Raw genomic sequence first — 22,347 nt, 5'->3', positions numbered from 1 at the left:
GTTATTCGCTTACCGGTTGGCTGACTTTTCGCGAAAAACGCAACCGCAGACGGTCAAAGAACAGATAGACCACCGGCGTGGTGTAGAGGGTCAGCAACTGACTCATCACCAGTCCGCCGACAATGGTTATCCCCAGCGGCTGACGCAGTTCCGAACCGTCACCGCCCGAGAGCACCAGCGGCAGCGCGCCAAACAGCGCCGCGAGGGTGGTCATCATAATCGGGCGAAAACGCAGCAGGCAGGCCTGGAAGATAGCCTCCTCCGGCGGCAGATTGCCGTTACGCTGCGCCTCGAGAGCAAAGTCGACCATCATGATGGCGTTTTTCTTCACTATACCAATTAATAGCATGATGCCGATAAGCGCAATCAGGCTAAACGGCGCGCCAAAGAGCTCCAGCGCCAGCAGCGCCCCCACGCCTGCCGAGGGAAGGGTGGAGAGAATGGTCAGCGGATGGACATAGCTTTCGTACAGCACCCCGAGCACGATATAGACTGTCGCAATGGCGGCCAGAATCAGAATGACCTGCGAATTCATGGTCTGCTGGAAGACCTGCGCGGTACCGGCATAGGAGCCCCGCACGCTGGAAGGCACCCCAAGCTGAGTCATCGCGCGGTTGATGGCATCGCTGGCTTCCGACAGCGATTGACCGGTCGGCAGGTTAAAGGAGATCGTCGACGCTGCCGACAGCCCCTGGTGGTTGACCGACAGCGGCGCGTTGGCCGGTTGCCATTTGGCGAAATAGGCGAGCGGGATCGGCTTGCCTGCGCTGTTGATCACAAACATCTTATCCAGCGCGCTGACGTCCTGGGTATACACCGGATCGACCTCCATCACCACTTTATACTGGTTCAGCGGCTGGTAAATCGTCGAGATCTGCCGCTGGCCGAAGGCGTTATTCAGCAGATTGTTGGCATCCTTGACGCTGATCCCGAGGCGCGACAGGGTATCGCGGTCGTAGATGAGATCCATCTCAGAGCCGTTATCCTGCTGGTCAGAGTTGACGTCCGCCAGCTCCGGCAGCGCGGCCAGCGCTTTACGAATTTTCGGCTCCCATTCGCGCAGCGCCGAAAGATCGTCCGATAACAGGGTGTACTGATAGCTGGCGTTGGCCTGACGGCCGCCGACGCGAATATCCTGCACCGCCATCAGGAACAGGTTGGCGCCCGGCTCTTTCGCCAGTTTCTGACGCAGCCGGTCGATAATCTGCTGCGCCGTTTCATGTCGCTGGTCGCGAGGTTTGAGGGTGATAAACATCATCCCGCTGTTGACCCGTGAGCCGCCGGTAAAGCCGGTGACGTTATCCACCGCCGGATCTTCCCGAATGATCTGCATAAAGTCCTGCAGTTTGCCGCGCATTGCCTGGAAGGAGATGCTCTGGTCAGCCTGAATGCCGCCCATCAGCACGCCGGTATCCTGCTCCGGGAAGAAGGTTTTTGGAATTGAGATATAGAGCCAGACGCTGAGCGCCATGGTTCCCAGCAGCACCAGACCGGTCACGCGGCTGTGCCTGAGGACCCACTTCAGCGATTTACCGTAGCCGCCCTGCACGGCGATCAGCAGGCGGCCGAACCCGCGCTTGCGCGTCGGCTCGTGGGGTTTGCCGCGCTTCAGCAGCCAGCCGCACATCATCGGCGTCAGGGTCAGGGAGACCGCCAGCGAAATGCCGATCGCCACCGATAAGGTGACGGCGAATTCGCGTAACAATCGCCCCGGCAGGCCGCCCATCAGCAGCAGCGGTAAAAAAACCGCCACCAGCGAGAGACTCATCGACAGCACGGTGAAACCGACTTCACGGCTCCCCTGCAGCGCCGCCTGCAGCGGCTTCATTCCGGCCTCAAGATGGCGGGAGATATTTTCCAGCACCACGATAGCATCGTCGACCACGAAGCCGGTGGCGATGGTCAGGGCCATCAGCGACAGGTTGTTGAGGCTGAAATCGCAGAGATACATCGCCGCGAAGGTGCCAATCAGCGAAACCGGAACGGCCACCGCCGGGATCAGCGTCGCCCGCCCGGAGCGCAGAAACAAGAACACCACGAGGATCACCAGCGCCACCGAGATAACCAGCGTCCGCTCGACTTCCTCCAGCGAGGCGCGGATGGTCGGCGAGCGGTCCTGGGCGATTTGCAGGTCGATCGCCGCCGGAATGGTTTTTTGCAGTTCCGGCAGGCGGGCGCGAATGCTGTCCACCGTCTGGATAATATTGGCTTCCGGCAGCTTGCGGATCATCAGCAAAATGGCCGGTTTGGCGTTGGTCATCCCGGCGTTGCGCACATCCTGCACCGAATCGCTGATCCGCGCGACGTCGCCAAGGCGTACCGCCGCACCGTTGCGGTAGTGCACGATCAGCGGCTGGTATTGCGCGGCGGTTTTGAGCTCATCGTTAGTGTGTATCTGCCAGCGCGAGCTGTGGTCCTCCAGCGCGCCCTGCGGTTTACGCACGTTGGCGTTATCGATAGCGGTGCGCACGGCGTCCAGCGAAACGCCCTGGTTAAACAGCGCCTGCGGGTTGAGGTCGACGCGTACCGCAGGCAGCGAACTGCCGCCCACGTCGACGTCGCCGACGCCGTCAATCTGGGAGAGGGTTTGCGCCAGCTGAGTCGAGGCAAAATCGTACAGCTCGCCCTGCGAGTAGGTATCCGAGGTGAGCGTCAGGATCATGATCGGCGCGTCGGAGGGGTTGGCCTTGCGATAGGTCGGGCGGCCCGGCATGCCGCTCGGCAGCAGGCTTTGCGCGGCGTTGATCGCCGCCTGCACATCGCGGGCGGCGCCGTTGATGTCGCGGTCGAAATTAAACTCCATAATGATGCGCGTGCTGCCCAGCGAGCTGGTGGAGGTCATTTCTGACACGCCGGCGATCCGGCCGAGGGAGCGCTCAAGCGGTGTCGCCACCGACGAGGCCATGGTTTCCGGCGACGCACCGGGCAGCGAGGCGCTGATCATGATCACCGGAAAATCCACCTGCGGCAGCGGGGCCACCGGCAGCAGGCGGAAACCGAGCACCCCGCACAGGGTGATGGCGAGCGAAATCAGAATCGTCGCCACCGGGCGGTAAATGAAGAGCGCGAAAAACTTCATTTACGCCTCCTCCTCATGTCGCGGGAAGCGGCTTTTGATATACAGCGCCAGGCGGTCGAAGAGCAGATAGATAACCGGGGTGGTGAACAGCGTCAGCACCTGGCTTAGCATCAGGCCGCCTACCATCCCGATACCGAGAGGACGGCGAAGTTCGGCGCCGACGCCGGTGCTCAGCATCAGCGGCAGCGCGCCGAGCAGAGCGGCGAGTGTGGTCATCAGAATCGGGCGAAAACGCAGCAGACAGGCCTGATAAATCGCCTCACGCGGCGGCATGCCCTGTTCGCGTTCGGCGGCCAGCGCAAAGTCGATCATCATGATGGCGTTCTTCTTGACGATACCGATCAGCAGGATAATCCCGATAATGGCGATCACGTCCAGCTCGCTGCCCGCCAGCCACAGCGCCAGCAGCGCGCCGACGCCGGCGGTCGGTAAGGTCGAGAGAATGGTAATCGGGTGAATAAAGCTTTCATACAGCACGCCGAGCACGATATACATCGCCACGACCGCCGCCACCACCAGCCAGACGGTATTGCCGAGCGCCGACTGGAAGGCGAGGGTGCTGCCCTGGAACTGGGTGCGGATATCGGTCGGCAAATCCAGCGCCTGTTCGGCGGCGAGGATGGCGTCGACCGCATCGCCCAGCGAGTAGTTATCCGGGACGTTGAACGAAATGGTGGTCACCGGGAACTGATCGAGATGGTTAATCGACAGCGGCGCGAAGCGCTGCTCGACGCTGGCGATGGACTTCAGCGGCACGATGCCGCCCCCGCTGCTGGTCAGGCGAATGTTGTCCAGCGCCGCCAGTCCCGGCGTCGCGCGGGTGTCATGCTCCAGTACCACGCGATACTGATTGGCCTGAGTGTAGATAGTCGAGATCAGCCGCTGGCCGAAGGCGTTATACAGCGCGTTATCGACGTCGGCCATGCTGATGCCGAGACGGCTGGCGCTGTCGCGATCGACTTTGATATAAGCGGCGAGGCCCTGATCCTGCCAGTCGCTGCTGACGTCGGAGAGCTGCGGAAGCGCCTGGAGACGCGCCAGCAGCTGCGGCACCCAGTGACTGAGGGCATCCAGCGAGTTCGCCTGCAGGGTGAACTGATACTGGGTCCGGCTGACGGTGGTATCGATAGTCAGATCCTGCGTCGGCTGAAGGTAGAGCTCGACGCCGGGGATCCCGTCCGCCGCTTTTTGCAGGCGGGTAATCACGGTCTGCACGCGGTCGGCGCGTTGATCCAGCGGTTTGAGGTTAATCTGCAGGCGGGCGCTGTTCAGCGCCGGGTTGGTGCCGTCCACCCCGATGTAGGAGGTCAGACTCTCGACGGCCGGGTCTTTGAGGATCGCGGCGGAAATCTGCTCCTGGCGCTGTGCCATATTGGCAAATGAAGCGGACTGCGGAGCCTGTAACGTCCCCTGAATAATGCCGTTGTCCTGAATCGGGAAGAAGCCTTTCGGAATGAAGACCCACAGCATGATTGACAGCGCCAGCGTGCCTAAGGCCACGCTCAGGGTCAGCCACGGGTGATTCAGCACCCGGCTGAGCATCCGGCCATAGGCGGCGATCACCCGCTCGAAGAAGCGTTCGCTGGCCTGCGAGAAGCGGTTTTGCTTACGCAGCGACTCGTGGCTGAGCATCCGCGCGCACATCATTGGCGTTAGCGTCAGCGAGACGACGGCGGAGATCAATATCGCCACCGCCAGGGTGATGGCGAACTCGCGGAACAGCCGGCCGACGATATCGCCCATAAACAGCAGCGGGATCAGCACCGCAATCAGCGAGAAGGTCAGCGAGATGATGGTAAAGCCGATTTCTCCGGCGCCCTTCAGCGCGGCGGCGAGCGGCTTTTCGCCTTTTTCGATATAGCGCGAGATGTTTTCGATAACCACGATAGCATCATCGACGACGAAACCGGTGGCGATGGTGAGCGCCATCAGCGTCAGGTTGTTGATCGAAAAGTCGAGGAACACCATTACCGCGAAGGTGCCCACCAGCGACAGCGGGACGGCGACGCCGGGGATAATGGTCGCCGGGACGTTGCGCAGGAACAGGTAAATGATCATCACCACCAGCGCAATCGCCAGCATCAGCTCAAACTGGGTATCGCTCACCGACGCGCGGATGTTGGTGGTGCGGTCGGAAAGGACCTGCACCTTGACCGATTTCGGCAGGCTTTCCGTCAGCTGCGGCAGCATCTGACGCACGCTGTCGGCGGTGGCGATGATGTTCGCACCCGGCTGGCGTTGAACGTTCATGACGATCGCCTGCTGGTTGTTCGCCCACGCGCCGAGCCAGCTGTTTTCCGCCCCTTGCTCGATGGTGGCGACATCGCCGAGACGAATCGGCGCGCCGTTCTGCCAGGCGACTATCAGGCGGCGATAATCTTCCGCCGACTGCATCTGGTCGTTGGCGGAGAGGGTCACGGCGCGGGAAGGGCCGTCAAGGCTGCCTTTTGCCGAGTTGACGTTGGCGCTGGTGATGGCGGTGCGAATGGTTTCGCTGGTCAGCCCCAGCGCGGCGATGGCCTGCGCATTGAGCTTCACGCGTACCGCCGGGCGTTGGCCGCCCGCGAGAGTCACCAGCCCGACGCCGGAAATCTGGGAAATTTTCTGCGCCACGCGGGTCTCCACCATATCTTCCACCTGGGTCATCGGAATGGCGGAAGAGGTGACCGCGAGGGTCATGATTGGCGGATCGGCCGGGTTGACTTTACTGTACACCGGCGGGTTCGGCAGGTCAGACGGCAGCAGGTTGGTGGCGGCGTTGATCGCGGCCTGCACTTCCTGTTCGGCCACGTCCAGCGGCAGGGTCAGCTGGAACTGGAGCGTGACCACCGAGGCGCCGCCGGAACTTTGCGACGACATCTGCTTCAGGCCGGACATCTGGCCAAACTGGCGTTCCAGCGGCGCGGTAATCGCCGAGGTGACGACGTCCGGGCTGGCGCCAGGATAGAGGGTGACCACCTGGATGGTCGGATAATCCACTTCCGGCAAGGCGGAAACCGGCAGGAATCGATAGCCGATGATCCCCGCCAGCATAATCGCCACCATCAGCAGCGTGGTGGCGACCGGGCGCAGAATAAACAGTCGGGAAGGGCCGCCCGTACTGCTCGGGGGTAAGACCTGCATCAGGAGCGCGCTCCTTTTTGGCCGTATTCACGGCTGGTGGCTTTTACCGGCGCGGCCTGCGCGCTGCGCGGCTCCACCACTTCCACTTTCGCCCCTTCGGTCAGACGGTCGATACCGTCAGTGACCACCCGGTCACCCGCCGACAGCCCGGCGTTAATCACCACTTTCAGACTGTCCTGAATACCCGGCGTGACGGTGTGTTTGCTGACTTTGTTCTCGTCGTTCAGTACCCAGACGAAGTGGCCTTCATTGCCCATTTGCAGCGCGGCGGTGGGGATGACGACGGCGTTCTGTTCCGTGTCCACCAGCATACGGGCGTTAACGAACTGATTCGGGAACAGGGCGTCGTCCTGATTGCTAAAGCGCGCTTTCAGTTTGATGGTGCCGGTGGTGGCGTCAATCTGGTTATCCAGACTCAGCAGGGACCCTTCGCTGATTTTTTGTTTGTTGGTCCGATCCCAGGCCTCAACCTGTAGCGGTTTCCCGGCTTTCTGCGCCTGCACCACCGTGGCGATATCATTTTCCGGCAGCGTGAAGACCACATCGATCGGATGGGTTTGGGTGAGCACCACTATGCCGGTGGTATCGGCGCTTGAAATCTGATTGCCGATATCCACCTGTTTTAAGCCCACGCGGCCGTCAATCGGCGCGGTGATGCGGCTCCAGTTCAACTGCAACTGGGCGCTGGCGACGGCGGCTTCGTCGGCTTTGATGGTGCCTTCCGTTTCGCTAACCAGCGACTGCTGGGTATCCAGCTCCTGGCGTGAAACCAGGTTGCTCTTCACCAGCTGTTGATAGCGGGCGAGATCGCGTCGGGCGTTGGCGAGCGTGGCTTTGTCTTTCGCCAGCTGGCCCTCGGCCTGGGCCAGCGCGACTTTAAACTGGCTGGGGTCGATTTCGGCGAGCAGATCGCCCGCTTTGACCTGCTGGCCTTCCTGGAAGTGGATAGCCAGCAGTTGACCCGCCACCCGGCTGCGAACGGTCACCGTATTGGCCGCCGTCACCGTACCGAGGCCGCTGAGATAGCGAGGCACCGACTCGCTGGTGGCCGTCGCTGCCTGAACCGGCGCCAGGGCCGCGCCGAAGCGACCGTGGCGACCGCCTGGCGTCTGCCGCGGTGAGTCATTCGCCGCCGCAGGCGTAGCGTTGGTCGCTTCACGACTTTGCCAGAACCAGTACCCGGCACCGGCAATGACGATGACCGCCAGCGCGGTGCCCCAACGGAGTGTATGGCTGCCTTTCATGTATTTGCTATCTCATCCTGAAACGTTTCGCGAAATGATACTAGTTTAGTGACCAAACGCCCCGCAAAAATGGAGGAATTATGAAAAGACTGTTGAGATATGTCTGGATAAAATGCTTTTCGATGAGCCGGTTAGGCTAAAAAAACGGGGCGTCGGGTCAGGTATTCGTCGCTGTCCGCGCGTTTTCTCGCAGCCCGGCCTGGATGGAGCGACTTTTCATTTCTGGTATAACCGCTCCGACGCCCTTATTATCAACACGATAGGTCTGTACTGCAGGGACGGGTACGTCGGGTGTCAGGATTTGCAACGCAAACCGGTATCCACCAGGGATTGCGGAGAGACGATGAAACTTATCCAGAAGACGAAATGGCTGCTGGCGGGCGGCGGTGTGACCGTGCTCGTTTCCGTTTTGCTGACCAATGTGGTCATGTTAAACAACCAGCGCGTTCAGCTTGAGACGCTGAGCCAGGAACTCCTCACGCATGCCGAAGATGTGACCACGCAAATCACGTCTGCTATTCATCATGCGCAGCGGCGGCATCTTGATGGTTGTAACAAGCAGGCGATCGCCGCCTTGCGGGAGGTCATCTGGAAGTATGCCAGCGTGGAAGATATTGGCATCGTGGAGAACGATAAGCTGGCCTGCACCGCCAACTGGGGGATGCTGGATAAACCGCTGCCGATGCCCGCCGAGAAATATGTCGTAGCAAATGGATATAGCGTTTACAAAGGCGTAGAGAATTATCTCCCGTACGGTGTGATTATGGATATGAGCCGCCAGGGTAATATTGTTTCCTTTACCTCGACATTTGCCTTTAGCGCCTTTGCCCGACGCCACCAGGACTTTAATTTTTCGTTAACCAGTTTCAATGGCGATCACATTTTTCTGAATGATGTGAAATCCGTGGCCAAGCCGTCGATAAGCGTTAACCTATGCAGCAGTAAATACGATATTTGCAGCCATCTGACGCAGCGAAAAAAAGGGTTTTTCTCACTCTCTCCGTTCCTTATCGCGCTCATTACCGGGACGGCTTTTATTCTCGGTGCCGCGTTCTTCTATTCGATTCTGAGCTATCTCAGCGAACGGCGGTCGCTGGAGTATCGCTTAAAAAAAGCGATTGTTAAGCAGCGTATTTATATGGAGTATCAGCCGTTGGTGCGCGCTAAAAACGAACGGGTGGTCGGCGTCGAGGCACTGGTTCGCTGGTATGATCCGGTCTTTGGCCAGGTCTCCCCGGAACTGTTTATTTCAATGGCGGAACAGCTGAATGTATACCCCGATATTTCTAAGCTGGTGATGGAGAAGGCCACCAGCGAGTTGAAAACCATTCTGCACGCCGACGCGCAGTTTACCCTCGCGATAAATATCGGCAAATATGAAATTAACGACCCGCTGTTTTTAGATAATCTTCTGCACATTTTGCAACGTAACGGCATTCGACCCCAGCAGATTAAAATTGAGATAACCGAAAGAAGCGGCGAATACTATAAAAAAATCGCGGACTTTTCATTACAGGCGAAGAGCCGCGGATTGCGCATCGCCCTCGATGATTTCGGCACCGGATCTTCAAACCTGCAGTGGTTAACCGAAGTGTTTTATGATGAGATAAAACTGGATAAGTTTTTCGTCAACGGCCTTAAAAATGAGTATAAACGAGCCATCCTGACCTCGATTCTTGATGTCGTCTACGGGCTGAATAAGCAGATCGTTTTCGAAGGCGTGGAAAGTAAAATTGATTTTGAGTTCGTCAAATCCTTCGATGAAAATGCGTTAATTCAGGGATGGTATTTTTACCGGTCGATGCCCATCGACAAACTCACCGCGCTGCTCCTTTCCGTCCCTCCCTCCGACCCGGCGCCTGGCGTACGGGATTAGCCTGCGGCAAGAGACCGTTATCCGACAGCGGAATGCGTCGTTTCCCCGGCAATATACAGCGTAAATTGACCGCCGTGGCCGGCTATTCAGCCGGACTGGTGACAACATCTGTTTGATAATCAAGAAAACCCGTGGCTTTACCAGCCTGGCGGGAACAACAACGATCATTCGTCACCTGAGGGTTCTCTATGCATTTTACCCAGGCTATCGCCCGCCTGCCGGCCGCAACCTGTGCCGCCGGACAAACCACCGCCCGGCTCGGCGCGCCGGATATTGCCGGCACCACACGTCAGTTTCTCGCCTATGTGCACACCTTGCTGCAGCTCGGCCTGAAAGTGACGGTCTTGCCTGCGGCAGCGGATTATCCGGATGCCCATTTTGTTGAAGATACCGCGGTCGTCATGCCGGAACTGGCGGTCATCACCCATCCCGGAGCGCCGAGTCGCCAGGGGGAAGTGGCCTCGATAGCGCCGGTGCTGGCCGGTTTTCGTTCGCTGGCGCATATGAGCGAGCGGGGTCATCTGGACGGCGGTGACGTGCTGCTGGTGGGTAAGCAGTTTTTTGTTGGTCAGACCGCGCGTACCGATGAACAGGGGATCCGCGAGTTTGCGGCCGCCGTTGAACCGCATGGCTATCAGGTGACCTCCATTGAAGTGAGCGCCGGGCTGCACCTGAAGTCGATCGTCAACTATGTCGGACGCAATACGCTGCTGCTGACAGAAGACTACGTCAATCACCCGGCGTTTAGCGGGTTCAATACCATCGTTATTCCGCAAGAAGAGTCGTATGCCGGGAATACGCTCTGGATTAACGACACCTTAATTACGCCTCAGGGGTACCCTTATACCCTGGGCGAAATCAGCAAGCTGGGGATGCCGGTTGTGCAGCTCGACACCAGCGAATTTAAGAAAATGGATGGCGGCCTGACCTGCCTTTCACTGCGTTTTTAGCCACGTCGTTGACATCAGGGGTAACAGATATGAAAACACGTATTGCCGCGTTATTGGCTTGTATGGCCCTGAGCGCGCCGCTGGCCGCTCAGCAGTTCGACACCATCAGCTTCGGCGTTGACGGCGGCTATCCGCCCTTTGACGTGCTGGCGCCCAGCGGCGAAATAACCGGCTTTGACATTGATATTGCCAACGCGCTCTGTACGCAGCTGAAAGCGAAGTGCGTTTTCGTCAAGCAACCGTTTGAGAGTATGATCGCCGCGCTGAACGCACATAAATTTGATGCAATTATTGCTTCGCTGAATATTACCGACGAGCGGAAGAAGGAAGTGGATTTCACCGACCGCTACTATCGCAGCGCGGCGCAGCTGGTGGCGCGCAAGGGAAGCCCGCTGCTGCCGGATGCCGCCAGCCTCAAGGGCAAGACCGTCGGCGTACAAACCGGCTCGACGCATGAAGCTTACGCCAGAAGCCACTGGGCCGGTCACGGCGTGAAGATCGTGGGCTACGCCAACCAGGACAACGTCTATCTGGATCTGCTCTCCGGGCGTATCGATGCCTCCTTACAGGACAATATCCAGGCGGCGACCAGCTTTGTCGACACGCCGCGCGGGCAAAAATTCGCCTTCGCCGGTCCGGTCATCAGCGACGGCAGCATTTCGTCTGACGTCGGCATTGCGGTCAATAAAGACAATCCGGCATTGCGCGACGCTCTCAACGAGGCCATCAAGCAAATCCGCGCCGACGGCACCTACGCCGCGATTGAGAAAAAGTACTTTAGCTTCGATATCTACGGCAATTAAGCCGTAAAGGGGAGGGCGCGGTCGGCGACCGGCGCCCCTTTACGCCACGGGTGGAAGACAGAATATGGTTGCAGATTATTTACCGCTACTGTTACGCGGCGCGGGGGTGTCGCTGTGCGTGATGCTGGTCTCGCTGCTGGTGGCGCTGCTGCTGGGGCTGGTGAACGCGCTGATTAAGCTGTTCGGACCGCGCTGGCTGCGGTGGTTTTCCACCGGTTATACCACGCTGGTGCGCGGCATCCCGGAGCTGGTGATTATGCTGCTGCTGTTTTTTGGTGGCGAGATGCTGGTCAACGCCCTGCTGTCGCTGGCTGGAGTTGGGCCGGTGCGCTTTAATACCTTTATTTCCGGCGTGCTGGCAATTGGCTTCGTGTTTGGGGCCTATTACACCGAGACGTTTCGCGGCGCGTTTCTCACCGTCGATCGCGGACAAACCGAAGCGGCTGAAGCCTACGGCATGCGGCCGTGGCTGGTCTTCCGGCGCATCATGCTGCCGCAGATGCTGAGCTTTGCCATTCCGGGCATCAATAATAACTGGCTGGGACTGATGAAAGCGTCGGCGCTGGTCTCCATTCTCGGTTTAGAAGATATGGTGTGGCTGGCGGAACAGGCCGGGCGCGCCACGCAAAAACCCTTTTTGTTCTACTTCCTGGTCTCGCTGATTTATATGGTCATCACCGCCTTGTCCAGCTGGCTGTTTAGCCGTCTGGCGAAGCGCTACGCGCTGCGTTCGTCAACGGCGGGGGCGACGCAATGAATCTGCAGACCTTTATCGAGGCGGTACCGGGCTATTTGTGGAGCGACGGCAACGGTTCGACGAGCGGGCTGGCGATGACGGCGGAGCTGTTTTTGCTCTCCCTGGCGCCTGGAATGGTGCTGGCGGTGCTGCTGGCGATAGGCCAGGTCTACGGTCCGCGCCTGCTGGCCTGGCCCGTCCGCGGCTTTACCTGGTTTTTCCGCAGCACGCCGCTTTATCTGCAGCTGATGCTTATCTATTACGGGCTGTCTCAGTTCGATATTGTCCAGCTGGGCTGGCAAAACGATCGGCCGTTCTGGCTGCTGTTCCGCGACGCCACCTTCTGCGCCACCCTGGCGCTGGTGCTGAACACCGCGGCCTACGTCGCGGAATTGCTGGCGGGGATGATGGCGACGTTTCCACGCCAGGAGTGGGTGGCCGGGGAAGCCTATGGTATGACTAAGTGGCAGATTATTCGCCGACTGGTGCTGCCCGCTACGCTGCGGCGGGGGATTCCGGCGCTGAACAATGAGATGGTGTTTTTGCTCCACGCCACTTCGCTGGCCAGTACCGTGACGTTGCTGGATATCACCGGCGTGGCGCGCGCTTTCTATGCCATCACCTACTCGCCGTTTATCCCGTTCCTGATGGCCGCCGCGCTCTATTTAGTGTGCACCTTTTTGCTGATTTTCGTCTTTTCGCGGGCGGAACGACGCTGGCTGGCGTTTATCAAGCGCCCCTGATCAGGAGCGTTTGATGGACTGCAGTTCCGTCAGGGTGACGATTTTATCGATGCGAAATTTTTTGCTGGTCAGCCAGCCGTCGGCCAGCTGGCAGTAGTGCGCCATGCTGCGACAGCCGATACGCACCAGAAAGTCAAAGCTGCCGCTGACCAGCCAGCAGTCGAGCACCTCCGGCGTCTGGCGCATCTCCTGCTCAAAGACCGGCTGTGAGCGGCCATGGTCGGCCAGCGCAATTTGCGCCTGCACCACGAAAGCATGTTCCGGTTCCGGGAGTTCAATTACCGCGCTGTAGCCGCGGATAATGCCGTCGCGCTCAAGGCCACGTACGCGTTCCAGGCAGGGACGGGCGGTGAGGTTTACCTGCTCCGAGAGCTTTTGATAAGAAATGCGGCCATCCCGGCGCAGGATTTCAAGGATCTTATGATCGATACGGTCGAGCCGGGCTTTCTTTTCCACAGATAGGACGTCCAATGAAAATTAAACACTATACCTTACCCGAACATGCGCTGAGTGGGCAGCGGCAATTAACCCATTTTCACTTTGGCGAACCCGGCCGCGGAGAGAAAATCTATCTGCAGGCGGGGCTGCACGCCGATGAAATCCCGGGCATGCTGGTACTGCATTATCTTAAAAGATTACTTAACCAGGCGGAACGGCGCGCCGAGCTGCGCGGTGAGATTATCCTCGTGCCGGTCGCTAACCCGCCGGGGCTGGCGCAGGTCGTGCTCAACGGCGGGATCGGACGATTTGATCTCGCCAGCGGCCGCAACTTCAACCGCGATTTTCCCGACCTCGCCCACCTTGCGCAGCGCTATCTCGGCGCCGATGCCCCGCAGACCCGCGAAGCGTACCTGCGGCAGGTCCGCGCGGCGATGCGCGAGGCGCTGGCCGCCGAACCGCAGCGCAGCGAAGTTCAGGCGTTACGCCACCATCTGCTGAGCCTGGCCTGTGATGCCGATGTGGTGCTGGATCTGCACTGTGACGATCGGGCCATTTTGCATTTGTACGCCGATCCGGCCTGGCAGGCAGAGGCCGGGGTGATGGCCGCCTTTTTAGGTATTGAAACGGTACTGCTGTCGCAAGAGAGCGGCGGCAACTCGTTTGATGAAGCCTGCGGGCTGCCCTGGCATCGTCTGGCGGCGCGCGCTCCGCAATGGCAGCACGGCCAGCCTGGCTGTATGGCGGTGACCGTGGAGCTGCGCGGTCAGCAGGATGTGAATCATGCGCTGGCCCGTGAGGACGCTGAACGTCTGTACCGTTATCTGCAATATCGCGGCGTGCTGGCGGGCGAAGTCCAGCCTGTTCCGCAGCAGGAGACGCTGATGCTGCCGTTTGCGGCGGGAGAGATAGTGACCGCGCCAGCGAGCGGGATCTTCGTAGCGTTGAAACAACCCGGCGAGTGGGTCAGCGCCGATGAGGTGGTGGCCGAGATTATCGATCCGCTCACCGATATGATTCAATCGGTCCGCCCGCAGACCGGCGGGTTGATCTACGCCAGCCGTCGGGCGCCTTTTGTCACCTTTGGCGCTGAGGTGATGAAAATCGTCGGCAGGCAGAGTTATGCCGGAGGCGGCGGGCTGGCGATGTGACCCGTTGGTTAAACCGGCGGCCTTGATATCGAACGGGCCAGAAAGTCGCTCACCGTCTTCATGCACAGTTCGCGCTCTTCCACATGCGGCATATGGCTTGAGGCTTCGAAAATGACCCACCGGGCATCAGGAATGTGGTCCATAAAAGGCTGTACCACTTCCGGCGTGGCTTCATCGTAACGCCCGGAAATCAGCAGCACCGGGACCTCAATTTGCGGCAGGCGGTCGATAATAGTCCACGCTTTCATGCTGCCGATAACGTGGAATTCGGTGGGGCCGTTCATCGCGTGATAGACCGTCGGGTCCGCGTCCATCGCATCGAAGGTGCGCCGTACTTCCGGCGGCCAGGGATCAAGCCGGCAGACGTGGCGTTGATAAAAGACCTGGCTTGCCGCCTTATATTCCGCGCTGTCCAGCGTCCCGGCGGCCTCGTGCTGCAACAGCGTTTGCTGGATATCGGCGGGCAACTGCGCCCGCAGTTCTGCCGCCCCCTGGAGCCACAGCGCCATTGAGGCCGGGGAGTTGGCGATAACCAGCGCTTTTAAGCCTTTTGGCTGCGTCACCGCGTGCTCCGCGCCCAGCATCCCTCCCCACGATTGACCAAGCAGGGCGTAATTATCGGCAATATTGAGGTGTCGCAGCAGGTTATCCAGCTCGTCGAGAAACAGCGCCGGCTGCCAGAAGTCGGCAGGCTGCTGCGGGAGATGGGTTGAGCGCCCGTTGCCTAACTGATCGTAGTGGATCACCGCTCGTCCGCTCAGCGCGATGTCGCGGAACGCATCGACATAATCGTGCGTACACCCCGGCCCGCCGTGGGCCACGACCAGCGGCGTCAGTCCGCTATCGATATTGCCGCAAATACGAAACCAGGTTTGATACTGCCGAAACGGGGCATAGCCTTCGCGAATGGTATACATGAGTGATCTTTACCCTGTTAAATGGACCGGCTTTCAGGGTAAAGGGTCATCGGCGAAGCTGAACACTAGTAAAAATGCTAGTTATTGGCTGTCGAGCAGGCGGTAATGCAGGGCGCGAACCACCGCCTGTACGCGGTTGCTGGCGCCCAGTTTTTTCGCTGCGGTATTCAGGTGCAACGTCACCGTCGCCACCGAACGATGGAGCTTGCGGGCGATCTCTTTGGCGGTGAGCCCTTCGGCGGACCAGGCCAGACATTCGCGCTCGCGGTTGCTTAATTTCACGTGACGGCAGGTCAGCATGGTGCTGTCGAACAGCGGAAAAGCCGTCTCCTGAAACTGATGGGCAAGCAGCATCAGCTGCGCCAGAGTGGCGCTGATTTCCGGCTCCTGACGCTGATCGGTGTGAATACCGGTCAGGGTGACGAAACCGCCGTTAGGCAGATGCAGGGGAACCGTGGCGCCGCAGGGCATATTGTGTTCACGCATATAGTGGGTGACGGCGGTCGTATGCGGGTCCAGTCTGCCGCGCAGCATGTTGCTGTCCGGGCGCTGATAGGACCAGATAAAGGGCGCGCAGCTCTCCAGCGCGCAATGCTGCACCGGATCAAGCTGGTAATAGCCGCGTTCGCACCATAGCTGACGCATATCTTCCGGCACATTGCACGTTTTGAGCAGCGAGGGCGTAATCAGCTCCCCTTCCAGAGAGCGCGGGACCGGGGTGTAGTCGTAAATAACCGCGTCAAACCCCAGCTTTCGCGTTTGCTGAAATAGCCCGCCGAATGCCTCATCCAGGCTGCCAGCCTGCACGCCGCCGGGGCGTTCAAACTCCAGTCGCATATAACCCCCCTCACATAAAAACGAGACCTGCTACGGGCATGATTTGTGCAAATCCGTCACTCGCCCGCTGTGAGGTATGCAATTCCGATGCCGTACCGGCGCGGCGTAAAACTAGTATTTTTGCTAACTGTTCAGCTTCCGGCGATGCCGTTAGCGTTAACGCAACGCCAGTAGCCAGCCCTGTACGACGAGGAATAGACCATGTGGAGTGAAATAACGGCCGATCGATGCCATAACATTGCGGTAGACGGATACAACGTCGTGGCCTGGGAATTTGGCGACGGCGATGAGTGCGTACTCTGCCTCAACGGCGGGCCGGGGCTACCCTGTGACTATCTGCGCGAGGCCCACTCCTGCCTGAAACAGCACGGCTATCGGGTGATCGCCTTCGATCAACTGGGGACCGGGAAATCGGACCGGCCGGATGACGTCAGCCTTTGGACCATGGCACGCTACGTGCGGGAGGTGGAAACCGTTCGTCAGGCGCTGGGGCTCGGCAAGGTGCATCTGCTTGGTCACTCGTGGGGCGGATGGCTGGCCATTGAAGTGGCATTGCACCATCCTGGCGCAATTCGCTCGCTGATTCTGGAAAATACCGTCGCCGATATGCCGCATCTGGTGCAGGAGCTTAACCGTCTGCGCGGCGCGCTGGGGCCAGAAACCGTCGCCATGATGCAGCGCTATGAAGCGCTGGGCTGGCTGGATCATCCGGCCTATCAGGCGGCGATTACCTTACTGAATTATCGCCATGTGTGCCGTCTCGATGTCTGGCCCGAACCGGTTAAACGCTCGCTGGAGGACTGGAATATGGCACCGTATATCACCATGCAGGGGCCGAACGAATTCCTCTATACCGGTAATTTAAAAGCCTGGGATCGCAGCGCCGAACTGAGCTTAATCCGGGCGCCGTGCCTGATAACCAGCGGCCAGCATGATGAACTCACTCCCGCCTGCGCCCTGAAAATGAAGCAGGGGCTAGCGAATGCCGAAATCGCGATTTTTGCCAACAGCAGCCATATGCCGTTTTATGAAGAGCCGCAGGCTTACTACCCGGTGCTGCTCGACTTTCTGGCACGCCAGCGCGATACAGGAGGCCGTTGATGCATCGCTACCGCTTTCTGCTGTTTCGTCCGCTACAACTGATCCCGGTTCTGTTAGGCATCAGCCTGATTACCTTCATGATGGTGCGTGCGATCCCCGGCGATCCGGCGCGCATTCTGCTGGGGACGCGGAGCACCCCGGCGGCGTTGGCGCGTATCCGCGCGCAGTTTGGCCTCGACGAACCGCTGTGGGTGCAGTACGGCTACTTCCTGCGCAATCTGTTGCAGGGGGAGCTGGGAAAATCCATCGTCTATCGGGTCGACACCCTCAAGCTGATTGCTTCCCGACTTGAGCCAACGCTGTGGCTGGTGCTGGGCAGCGTGCTGTTGGCTATCGTTCTGACGGTGCCGCTGGCCGCGATTGCCGCCCGCCAGCGTGGACGTCTCGCCGATCGGCTGATCCGCCTCTTTACCACCGCCGGGCTGGGTTTTCCGGCGTTCTGGCTCGGCATTATGCTGATTCTGCTGTTCAGCATCGCGCTGGGCTGGTTTCCGGTCTCCGGCTATGGCAGCGATTTCTTTGACCAACTGCACCATATGGCGCTGCCGTGTCTGACCGTGGCGCTGGCTCTCTCGGCGGTATTGATTCGTAACCTGCGCGCCAGCCTGCTGATGGAGATGAGTAGCGACTATGTGGTGGCGGCGCGGGCGCGTGGACAGCGGGAAAGACGCATTTTCTGGCGGCACGTGCTACCCAATTCGCTGGTCCCGACCATCAATCTGCTGGCGGTGAATATCGGCTGGCTCATCGGCAGTACGGTGGTTATCGAAAGCGTGTTTGCCATCCCCGGCCTCGGCCAACTGCTGATCAAGGCGATTTTTAGCCGTGACTACATGGTGGTCCAGGGGGTAGTGATGGTCTTCGCCCTCGCCACCGTGGCGGTCAGCCTGCTGGCGGATATGTTGACCGTGGCTCTCGACCCGAGGATAAAGCTATGAAAGCGATCGCGACTTTTTCCCGTCTGCGTCAGCGGGTCATCCCGCGCCAGCAGGCGTTATATTTCGGGCTGGCGATTGTCGGTTTATGGTTCCTCATCGCCTGTCTGGCGCCGTGGATAGCGCCGTTCGATCCGATAGCCCAGGATGCCTCCTCCAGCCTGCTGCCGCCGGGCGGCGCGCATCTGTTCGGCACCGATAACTTTGGCCGCGATATTTTTTCCCGCGTGCTGTGGGGGGCGAGGGTGGATCTGCAGATCTGCCTGCTGGGGGTGCTGTTTCCTTTTATGCTCGGCACCACCCTGGGGGCGCTCTCTGGCTATGCCGGCGGCGCCGTTGATGCGCTGATCATGCGCATCATTGATATCGTGCTGGCCTTTCCGTTTCTGGTACTGATGCTGGCGATCATCGCCGTCCTCGGGCCGGGACTGGGCAGTTTTTATATCGCTATGGCGCTGGTGGGCTGGGTTTCCTACGCCCGGCTGATACGCGCTCAGGTACTGACCTTAAAGCAGCGCGATTTTGTTCTGGCGGCCCGCAGCCTCGGCTATGGTCACCCGCGGATTTTATTTCGTCATCTGCTGCCGAATGCGCTGAGCGGGGCGATTGTTTTTTCGATGTCCGACTGCGTGCTGGTGTTGCTTAACGGGGCTTCGGTGAGCTATCTGGGGCTTGGCGTGCAGCCGCCTACCGCCGAGTGGGGCGTCATGATTGCGGAGGGGCAGAGTTTTATCACCACCGCATGGTGGATAACCACCTTTCCCGGACTGGCCATCGTGCTGCTGGCGATGGGGTTTAGCCTGCTGGCCGACGGGCTGGGCGATAAATCAGGAGCGCGCGGATGACTCTGCTGAAGGTAAACAATCTGACGGTTATGCGCGGCGCAGATCTGGCGCTGGTGGACAACGTCTCGTTGAGTCTCGACGCCGGAGAGATGCTGGGGCTGGTCGGCGAGAGCGGTTCGGGTAAAACCGTGACCTGTCGGGCGCTGATGCGTCTGCTGCCGGGGGCCGGGTTACGGATTACCGGCGGCGAGGTTGTGCTGAACGGGCGCGATATTCTGACCTTGAGCGACGACCACATGTCGGCGGTGCGCGGGCGGGAGGTCGGCATGATTTTTCAGAACCCAACCAGCCACCTTAATCCGGTGATGACCATCGGCGAACAGATTGCCGAAAGCCGCCGCCTCCATTTCGGCGCCAGCCGCCGTCAGGCGCGGGAGGATGCGCTGGCATTGCTGCGGCAGGTGGGGATCCCCGACCCGCAAAACCGGCTCAATAACTATCCGCATGAATTCTCCGGCGGCATGCGCCAGCGGGCGATGATTGCCGTCGCTCTCGCGCCGGAGCCCGCGCTGCTGATTGCCGATGAGCCCACGACGGCGTTGGACGTGACCGTGCAGATGCAGATTCTGCGCCTGCTCAGCGACCTGCGCGCCGAGCTGGGGCTGGCGGTCATTATGATCACCCACGATCTCGGCGTAGTAGCGCAAACCTGCGACCGCATTGCGGTGATGTACGCTGGTCGGTTGTGTGAGGTCGGCGGTAAGCGCGAAGTGCTGGCCGGGCCGCTGCATCCCTATACCCGCGGGCTTATCGACTGCCAGCCGGTCAGCGAAGGCGGGCGGGGGAGGCTGACGACTATCGACGGCCAGCCGCCGGTCGCCGACCATTTTCCGTCAGGCTGTCGCTTTCACCCACGCTGCCACCGCGCCGATGAGGCTTGCCTGCACCAGCCGTCGCTGGCTTACGGGCAGGATAGCCACAGTCATGCGGCGGCCTGTCATCACATGTTGCCGACGCTCGTCCGGCGGGAGGAATAATGGTGCGTACTCACTGGCCGTTGCTGGAGGCCGATAATCTTTCCGTTACCTTTCCGCTTTCCGGCGGATGCGGGTTGTCGAAACGGGCGGTGCATGCCGTCAGTCAGGTTTCGTTGCAAATTTATCCCGGCGAGACGCTCGGTCTGGTCGGCGAATCCGGCAGCGGTAAAAGCACGCTGGGTCGGGCGCTGTTACAGCTTGAGCGGGTGACCGCCGGAGAGGTGCGCTTCGATGGTCAGCGAATTACGCATGGCTTAACCAGCGATATCGCCCGTCTGCGCCAGCAAAGCGCGATGATTTTTCAGGACCCCTTCGGCTCACTGAACCCGCGTCAGACCATCGGGGAAAGCATCGCCGAGGTGCTGCGGGTTCATCAAAAGGTGCCGGGCGGCGCGGTCGCGCAGCGAGTCGCGGAGTTGCTCACTCAAGTCGGCCTGCGTCCGCAGCAGGCCAGCGCCAAACCGGCGCAGCTTAGCGGCGGCCAGTGCCAGCGCGCCGGTATAGCGCGAGCGCTGGCGATGGAGCCGCGGCTGATCGTCGCCGATGAGTGCGTCGCGGCGCTGGATGTCTCTATTCAGGGGCAGATCGTCAATTTACTGATGGATCTGCAGGAGAAGATGGGGCTGGCGATTCTGTTTATCGCGCATGACCTGGCGATTGTGCGTCGGCTCTGCGATCGCGTCGCGGTGATGTATCTCGGGCGTATCGTGGAAGAAGGGCCGGTGGAAGCGGTTTTCAGCCGACCGCTGCATCCCTATACCGCCGCGCTGGTGGCGGCAATCCCGGAGATCGACCCCGATAAGCCGTTGCCGAAGAGTGGGTTGGGGGGCGAGCCGCCCAGTCCCGTCGCTGTTCCACAAGGCTGTGCATTTCATCCGCGCTGCCCTTATGCGCAGGTGCCGTGTCGCACCGGCGCACCACCACCAACCCGGCAGATTGCCGATCGCGCATATGCCTGCGTACTCAACCACACGGGTAATGAGACCGTTTTTCCTTTGACAGGGGGATCTTTTGATGAAGCACAGACATGTTAAGTTACTGGCGGCGAGCGTTTTTCTGGCGCTGAGCGTGGTCAGCGAAATGGCGCAGGCGGCGGGCGTATTGACCATCGGTCGCCGTGAGGACAGCACCACGTTTGACCCGATAAAATCGGCGCAGAATGCCGATAACTGGGTCTTTTCCAACGTCTTCGACCCGCTGGTGCGGGTGGATAAGACGGGGACGAAGCTGGAGCCAGGCGTGGCCGAAAGCTGGACTATCTCCGCGGATGGCAAGGTCTATACCTTTAAAATTCGCGAGACTAAATTCTCGGACGGGACGCCGTTGACCGCCAGCGATGCGGCTTTTAGCCTGCTGCGTATCCGCGACGATGCGGGATCGCTGTGGCGCGATTCCTACAGCATTATTGCGCAGGCGCAAGCAACGGACCCGCGAACCCTGGTGGTGACGCTGAAATCGCCTTCAGCCCCTTTCTTATCGCAACTGGCGCTGCCGAATGCGTCGGTGATTTCGCAGCAGGCGATGAAAGCGGAAGGCGAGGAGGCTTTTGCCGAAAAACCGGTGGGCTCCGGCGCGTTTAGCGTCAAGGAGTGGCTGCGCGGCGAAAAAATCGTGCTGGTCAAGAATCCCAACTTCTGGCAGGCGAAAAACGTCAGTCTTGATGGCGTGGAGTGGTTAACCATTCCGGATGATAATACCCGCATGCTGAAGGTGCAGGCGGGCGAACTGGATGCCGCGTTGACGGTGCCTTTCTCGCGGATTGCATCCTTACAAAAGGACGCCAGCCTGAAGGTGGAGCTTGACCCGTCAACCCGCGAAGATCATCTGCTGATTAACCATTCTCATGGCGCGCTGGGCAAAGTGGAAGTGCGCCAGGCGCTGGATTTTGCCATTGATAAAGACGCTATCGTCAAGACCGTGACCTTTGGCTATGGTCAGGTGGCGAACTCCTACATTCCCGCCGGAGCGCTTTATCACTACGCGGACAATCTCCGTCGGCCATACGATCCGCAAAAGGCCAAAGCGATGCTGAAAGCGGCGGGGGCCGCCGACCTGAAGCTGAACTATGTGGTGAACGCCGGGGATGAAGTGGATGAGCAAATCGCTATTTTACTCCAGCAGCAGCTGGCGAAAGCCGGGGTGACGGTCAATTTACAAAAAGTGGACCCGAGTCAGAGCTGGGATATGCTGGTGGCCGGAGATTACGATATTTCGGTGATGTACTGGACTAACGATATCCTCGACCCCGATCAGAAAACCACCTTTGTGCTGGGGCATGACGCCAACATGAACTATATGACCCGCTACCATAACGAGCAGGTCAAAGCGCTGGTGGCCGCCGCGCGTGTGGAGATGGACAGTAAAAAGCGGGAGCAGATGTATATCGAGCTGCAGAAAATGGCGAAGGCAGACGTGAACTGGATCGATCTGTATTACAGCCCGTACCGCAACGTCAGTCGTAAAAATATTAGCGGTTTCTATCAGAATCCGCTGGGTCGCTTCTTCCTCGAAGATACCGTGAAAAACTGAGCCTTCTCGCGTCGGTCGGCCCCGGTCGCCGACGCTTTTTTCATCGCCGCTGACGGTCCTGCC

18 protein-coding genes are annotated in these 22,347 nt (G+C 59.7%); 12 read left to right on the top strand and 6 right to left on the bottom strand.

Annotated elements, in window-relative coordinates; genetic code table 11:
- Position 1 precedes the first annotated feature (1 nt).
- Genes mdtC through CWM52_RS17395 form a run of 3 tightly spaced genes read right to left on the bottom strand, consistent with a single transcriptional unit; the run spans position 2 to position 7,446 of the window.
- Positions 2 to 3,079, bottom strand: coding sequence for a multidrug efflux RND transporter permease subunit MdtC (gene mdtC / locus CWM52_RS17405; RefSeq protein ID WP_100685248.1), 3,078 nt, complete (start codon positions 3,077 to 3,079; stop codon positions 2 to 4).
- Positions 3,080 to 6,202, bottom strand: coding sequence for an MdtB/MuxB family multidrug efflux RND transporter permease subunit (locus CWM52_RS17400; protein WP_100685247.1), 3,123 nt, complete (start codon positions 6,200 to 6,202; stop codon positions 3,080 to 3,082).
- Positions 6,202 to 7,446 (bottom strand): MdtA/MuxA family multidrug efflux RND transporter periplasmic adaptor subunit, encoded by a 1,245-nt coding sequence (locus CWM52_RS17395; protein ID WP_100685246.1) that lies wholly within the window; start codon positions 7,444 to 7,446, stop codon positions 6,202 to 6,204. The genes CWM52_RS17400 and CWM52_RS17395 overlap by 1 nt, the downstream gene beginning before the upstream one ends.
- Positions 7,447 to 7,789: 343 nt before the next feature.
- Here CWM52_RS17395 and CWM52_RS17390 point away from each other — a divergent pair, with 343 nt between their 5' ends.
- The 5 genes from CWM52_RS17390 (at position 7,790) to CWM52_RS17370 (ending at position 12,554) form a co-directional block, all read left to right on the top strand.
- Positions 7,790 to 9,322 carry an EAL domain-containing protein gene (locus CWM52_RS17390; protein ID WP_165785409.1) on the top strand — a complete coding sequence of 511 codons (1,533 nt, stop codon included), beginning with the start codon at positions 7,790 to 7,792 and terminating at the stop codon, positions 9,320 to 9,322.
- 188 nt (positions 9,323 to 9,510) lie between these two features.
- Complete coding sequence (locus tag CWM52_RS17385) at positions 9,511 to 10,272, top strand: dimethylarginine dimethylaminohydrolase family protein (protein WP_100685244.1); 762 nt, start codon at positions 9,511 to 9,513, stop codon at positions 10,270 to 10,272.
- A 29-nt stretch (positions 10,273 to 10,301) separates the two neighbouring features.
- Positions 10,302 to 11,075 carry an ABC transporter substrate-binding protein gene (locus tag CWM52_RS17380; RefSeq protein ID WP_100685243.1) on the top strand — a complete coding sequence of 258 codons (774 nt, stop codon included), beginning with the start codon at positions 10,302 to 10,304 and terminating at the stop codon, positions 11,073 to 11,075.
- Between the two features lie 64 nt (positions 11,076 to 11,139).
- Positions 11,140 to 11,832: an ABC transporter permease gene (locus CWM52_RS17375; protein ID WP_100685242.1), complete on the top strand. Its 693-nt coding sequence runs from the start codon at positions 11,140 to 11,142 to the stop codon at positions 11,830 to 11,832.
- Positions 11,829 to 12,554 (top strand): ABC transporter permease, encoded by a 726-nt coding sequence (locus tag CWM52_RS17370; RefSeq protein WP_100685241.1) that lies wholly within the window; start codon positions 11,829 to 11,831, stop codon positions 12,552 to 12,554. The genes CWM52_RS17375 and CWM52_RS17370 overlap by 4 nt, the downstream gene beginning before the upstream one ends.
- Here CWM52_RS17370 and CWM52_RS17365 read toward each other — a convergent pair whose 3' ends face one another.
- Positions 12,555 to 13,010: an Lrp/AsnC family transcriptional regulator gene (locus tag CWM52_RS17365; RefSeq protein ID WP_100685240.1), complete on the bottom strand. Its 456-nt coding sequence runs from the start codon at positions 13,008 to 13,010 to the stop codon at positions 12,555 to 12,557.
- 14 nt (positions 13,011 to 13,024) lie between these two features.
- Here CWM52_RS17365 and CWM52_RS17360 point away from each other — a divergent pair, with 14 nt between their 5' ends.
- Positions 13,025 to 14,143, top strand: coding sequence for a succinylglutamate desuccinylase/aspartoacylase family protein (locus tag CWM52_RS17360; RefSeq protein ID WP_100685239.1), 1,119 nt, complete (start codon positions 13,025 to 13,027; stop codon positions 14,141 to 14,143).
- Positions 14,144 to 14,151: 8 nt separating this feature from the next.
- Here the strand turns inward: CWM52_RS17360 and CWM52_RS17355 are convergent, their stop codons facing one another.
- Positions 14,152 to 15,060 carry a proline iminopeptidase-family hydrolase gene (locus tag CWM52_RS17355; RefSeq protein ID WP_100685238.1) on the bottom strand — a complete coding sequence of 303 codons (909 nt, stop codon included), beginning with the start codon at positions 15,058 to 15,060 and terminating at the stop codon, positions 14,152 to 14,154.
- A gap of 81 nt (positions 15,061 to 15,141) precedes the next feature.
- The gene (locus CWM52_RS17350) at positions 15,142 to 15,897 is read right to left on the bottom strand and encodes a helix-turn-helix transcriptional regulator (RefSeq protein WP_100685237.1); all 756 of its coding nucleotides are present in this window, start codon (positions 15,895 to 15,897) and stop codon (positions 15,142 to 15,144) included.
- Positions 15,898 to 16,098: 201 nt separating this feature from the next.
- Here CWM52_RS17350 and CWM52_RS17345 point away from each other — a divergent pair, with 201 nt between their 5' ends.
- Genes CWM52_RS17345 through CWM52_RS17320 form a run of 6 tightly spaced genes read left to right on the top strand, consistent with a single transcriptional unit; the run spans position 16,099 to position 22,284 of the window.
- Entirely contained in the window at positions 16,099 to 16,998 is a 900-nt protein-coding gene (locus CWM52_RS17345; protein ID WP_100685236.1) for a proline iminopeptidase-family hydrolase, read from the top strand.
- Positions 16,998 to 17,936, top strand: coding sequence for an ABC transporter permease (locus CWM52_RS17340; protein ID WP_100685235.1), 939 nt, complete (start codon positions 16,998 to 17,000; stop codon positions 17,934 to 17,936). The genes CWM52_RS17345 and CWM52_RS17340 overlap by 1 nt, the downstream gene beginning before the upstream one ends.
- Positions 17,933 to 18,778 carry an ABC transporter permease gene (locus CWM52_RS17335; RefSeq protein ID WP_100685234.1) on the top strand — a complete coding sequence of 282 codons (846 nt, stop codon included), beginning with the start codon at positions 17,933 to 17,935 and terminating at the stop codon, positions 18,776 to 18,778. Before CWM52_RS17340 ends, CWM52_RS17335 begins: the two co-directional genes overlap by 4 nt.
- Positions 18,775 to 19,755: an ABC transporter ATP-binding protein gene (locus CWM52_RS17330; RefSeq protein WP_100685233.1), complete on the top strand. Its 981-nt coding sequence runs from the start codon at positions 18,775 to 18,777 to the stop codon at positions 19,753 to 19,755. Before CWM52_RS17335 ends, CWM52_RS17330 begins: the two co-directional genes overlap by 4 nt.
- Complete coding sequence (locus CWM52_RS17325) at positions 19,755 to 20,789, top strand: ABC transporter ATP-binding protein (protein WP_100685232.1); 1,035 nt, start codon at positions 19,755 to 19,757, stop codon at positions 20,787 to 20,789. The genes CWM52_RS17330 and CWM52_RS17325 overlap by 1 nt, the downstream gene beginning before the upstream one ends.
- Positions 20,770 to 22,284, top strand: coding sequence for an ABC transporter substrate-binding protein (locus CWM52_RS17320; protein WP_100685231.1), 1,515 nt, complete (start codon positions 20,770 to 20,772; stop codon positions 22,282 to 22,284). Before CWM52_RS17325 ends, CWM52_RS17320 begins: the two co-directional genes overlap by 20 nt.
- Positions 22,285 to 22,347: the final 63 nt, after the last annotated feature.

The sequence above is a fragment of the Raoultella sp. T31 genome (assembly GCF_002806725.1).
In the GTDB taxonomy this organism is placed as follows: domain Bacteria; phylum Pseudomonadota; class Gammaproteobacteria; order Enterobacterales; family Enterobacteriaceae; genus Klebsiella; species Klebsiella electrica.
The sequence above is the reverse complement of the archived record's forward strand: the minus strand, read 5'-3'. Positions and strand labels throughout refer to the sequence as shown.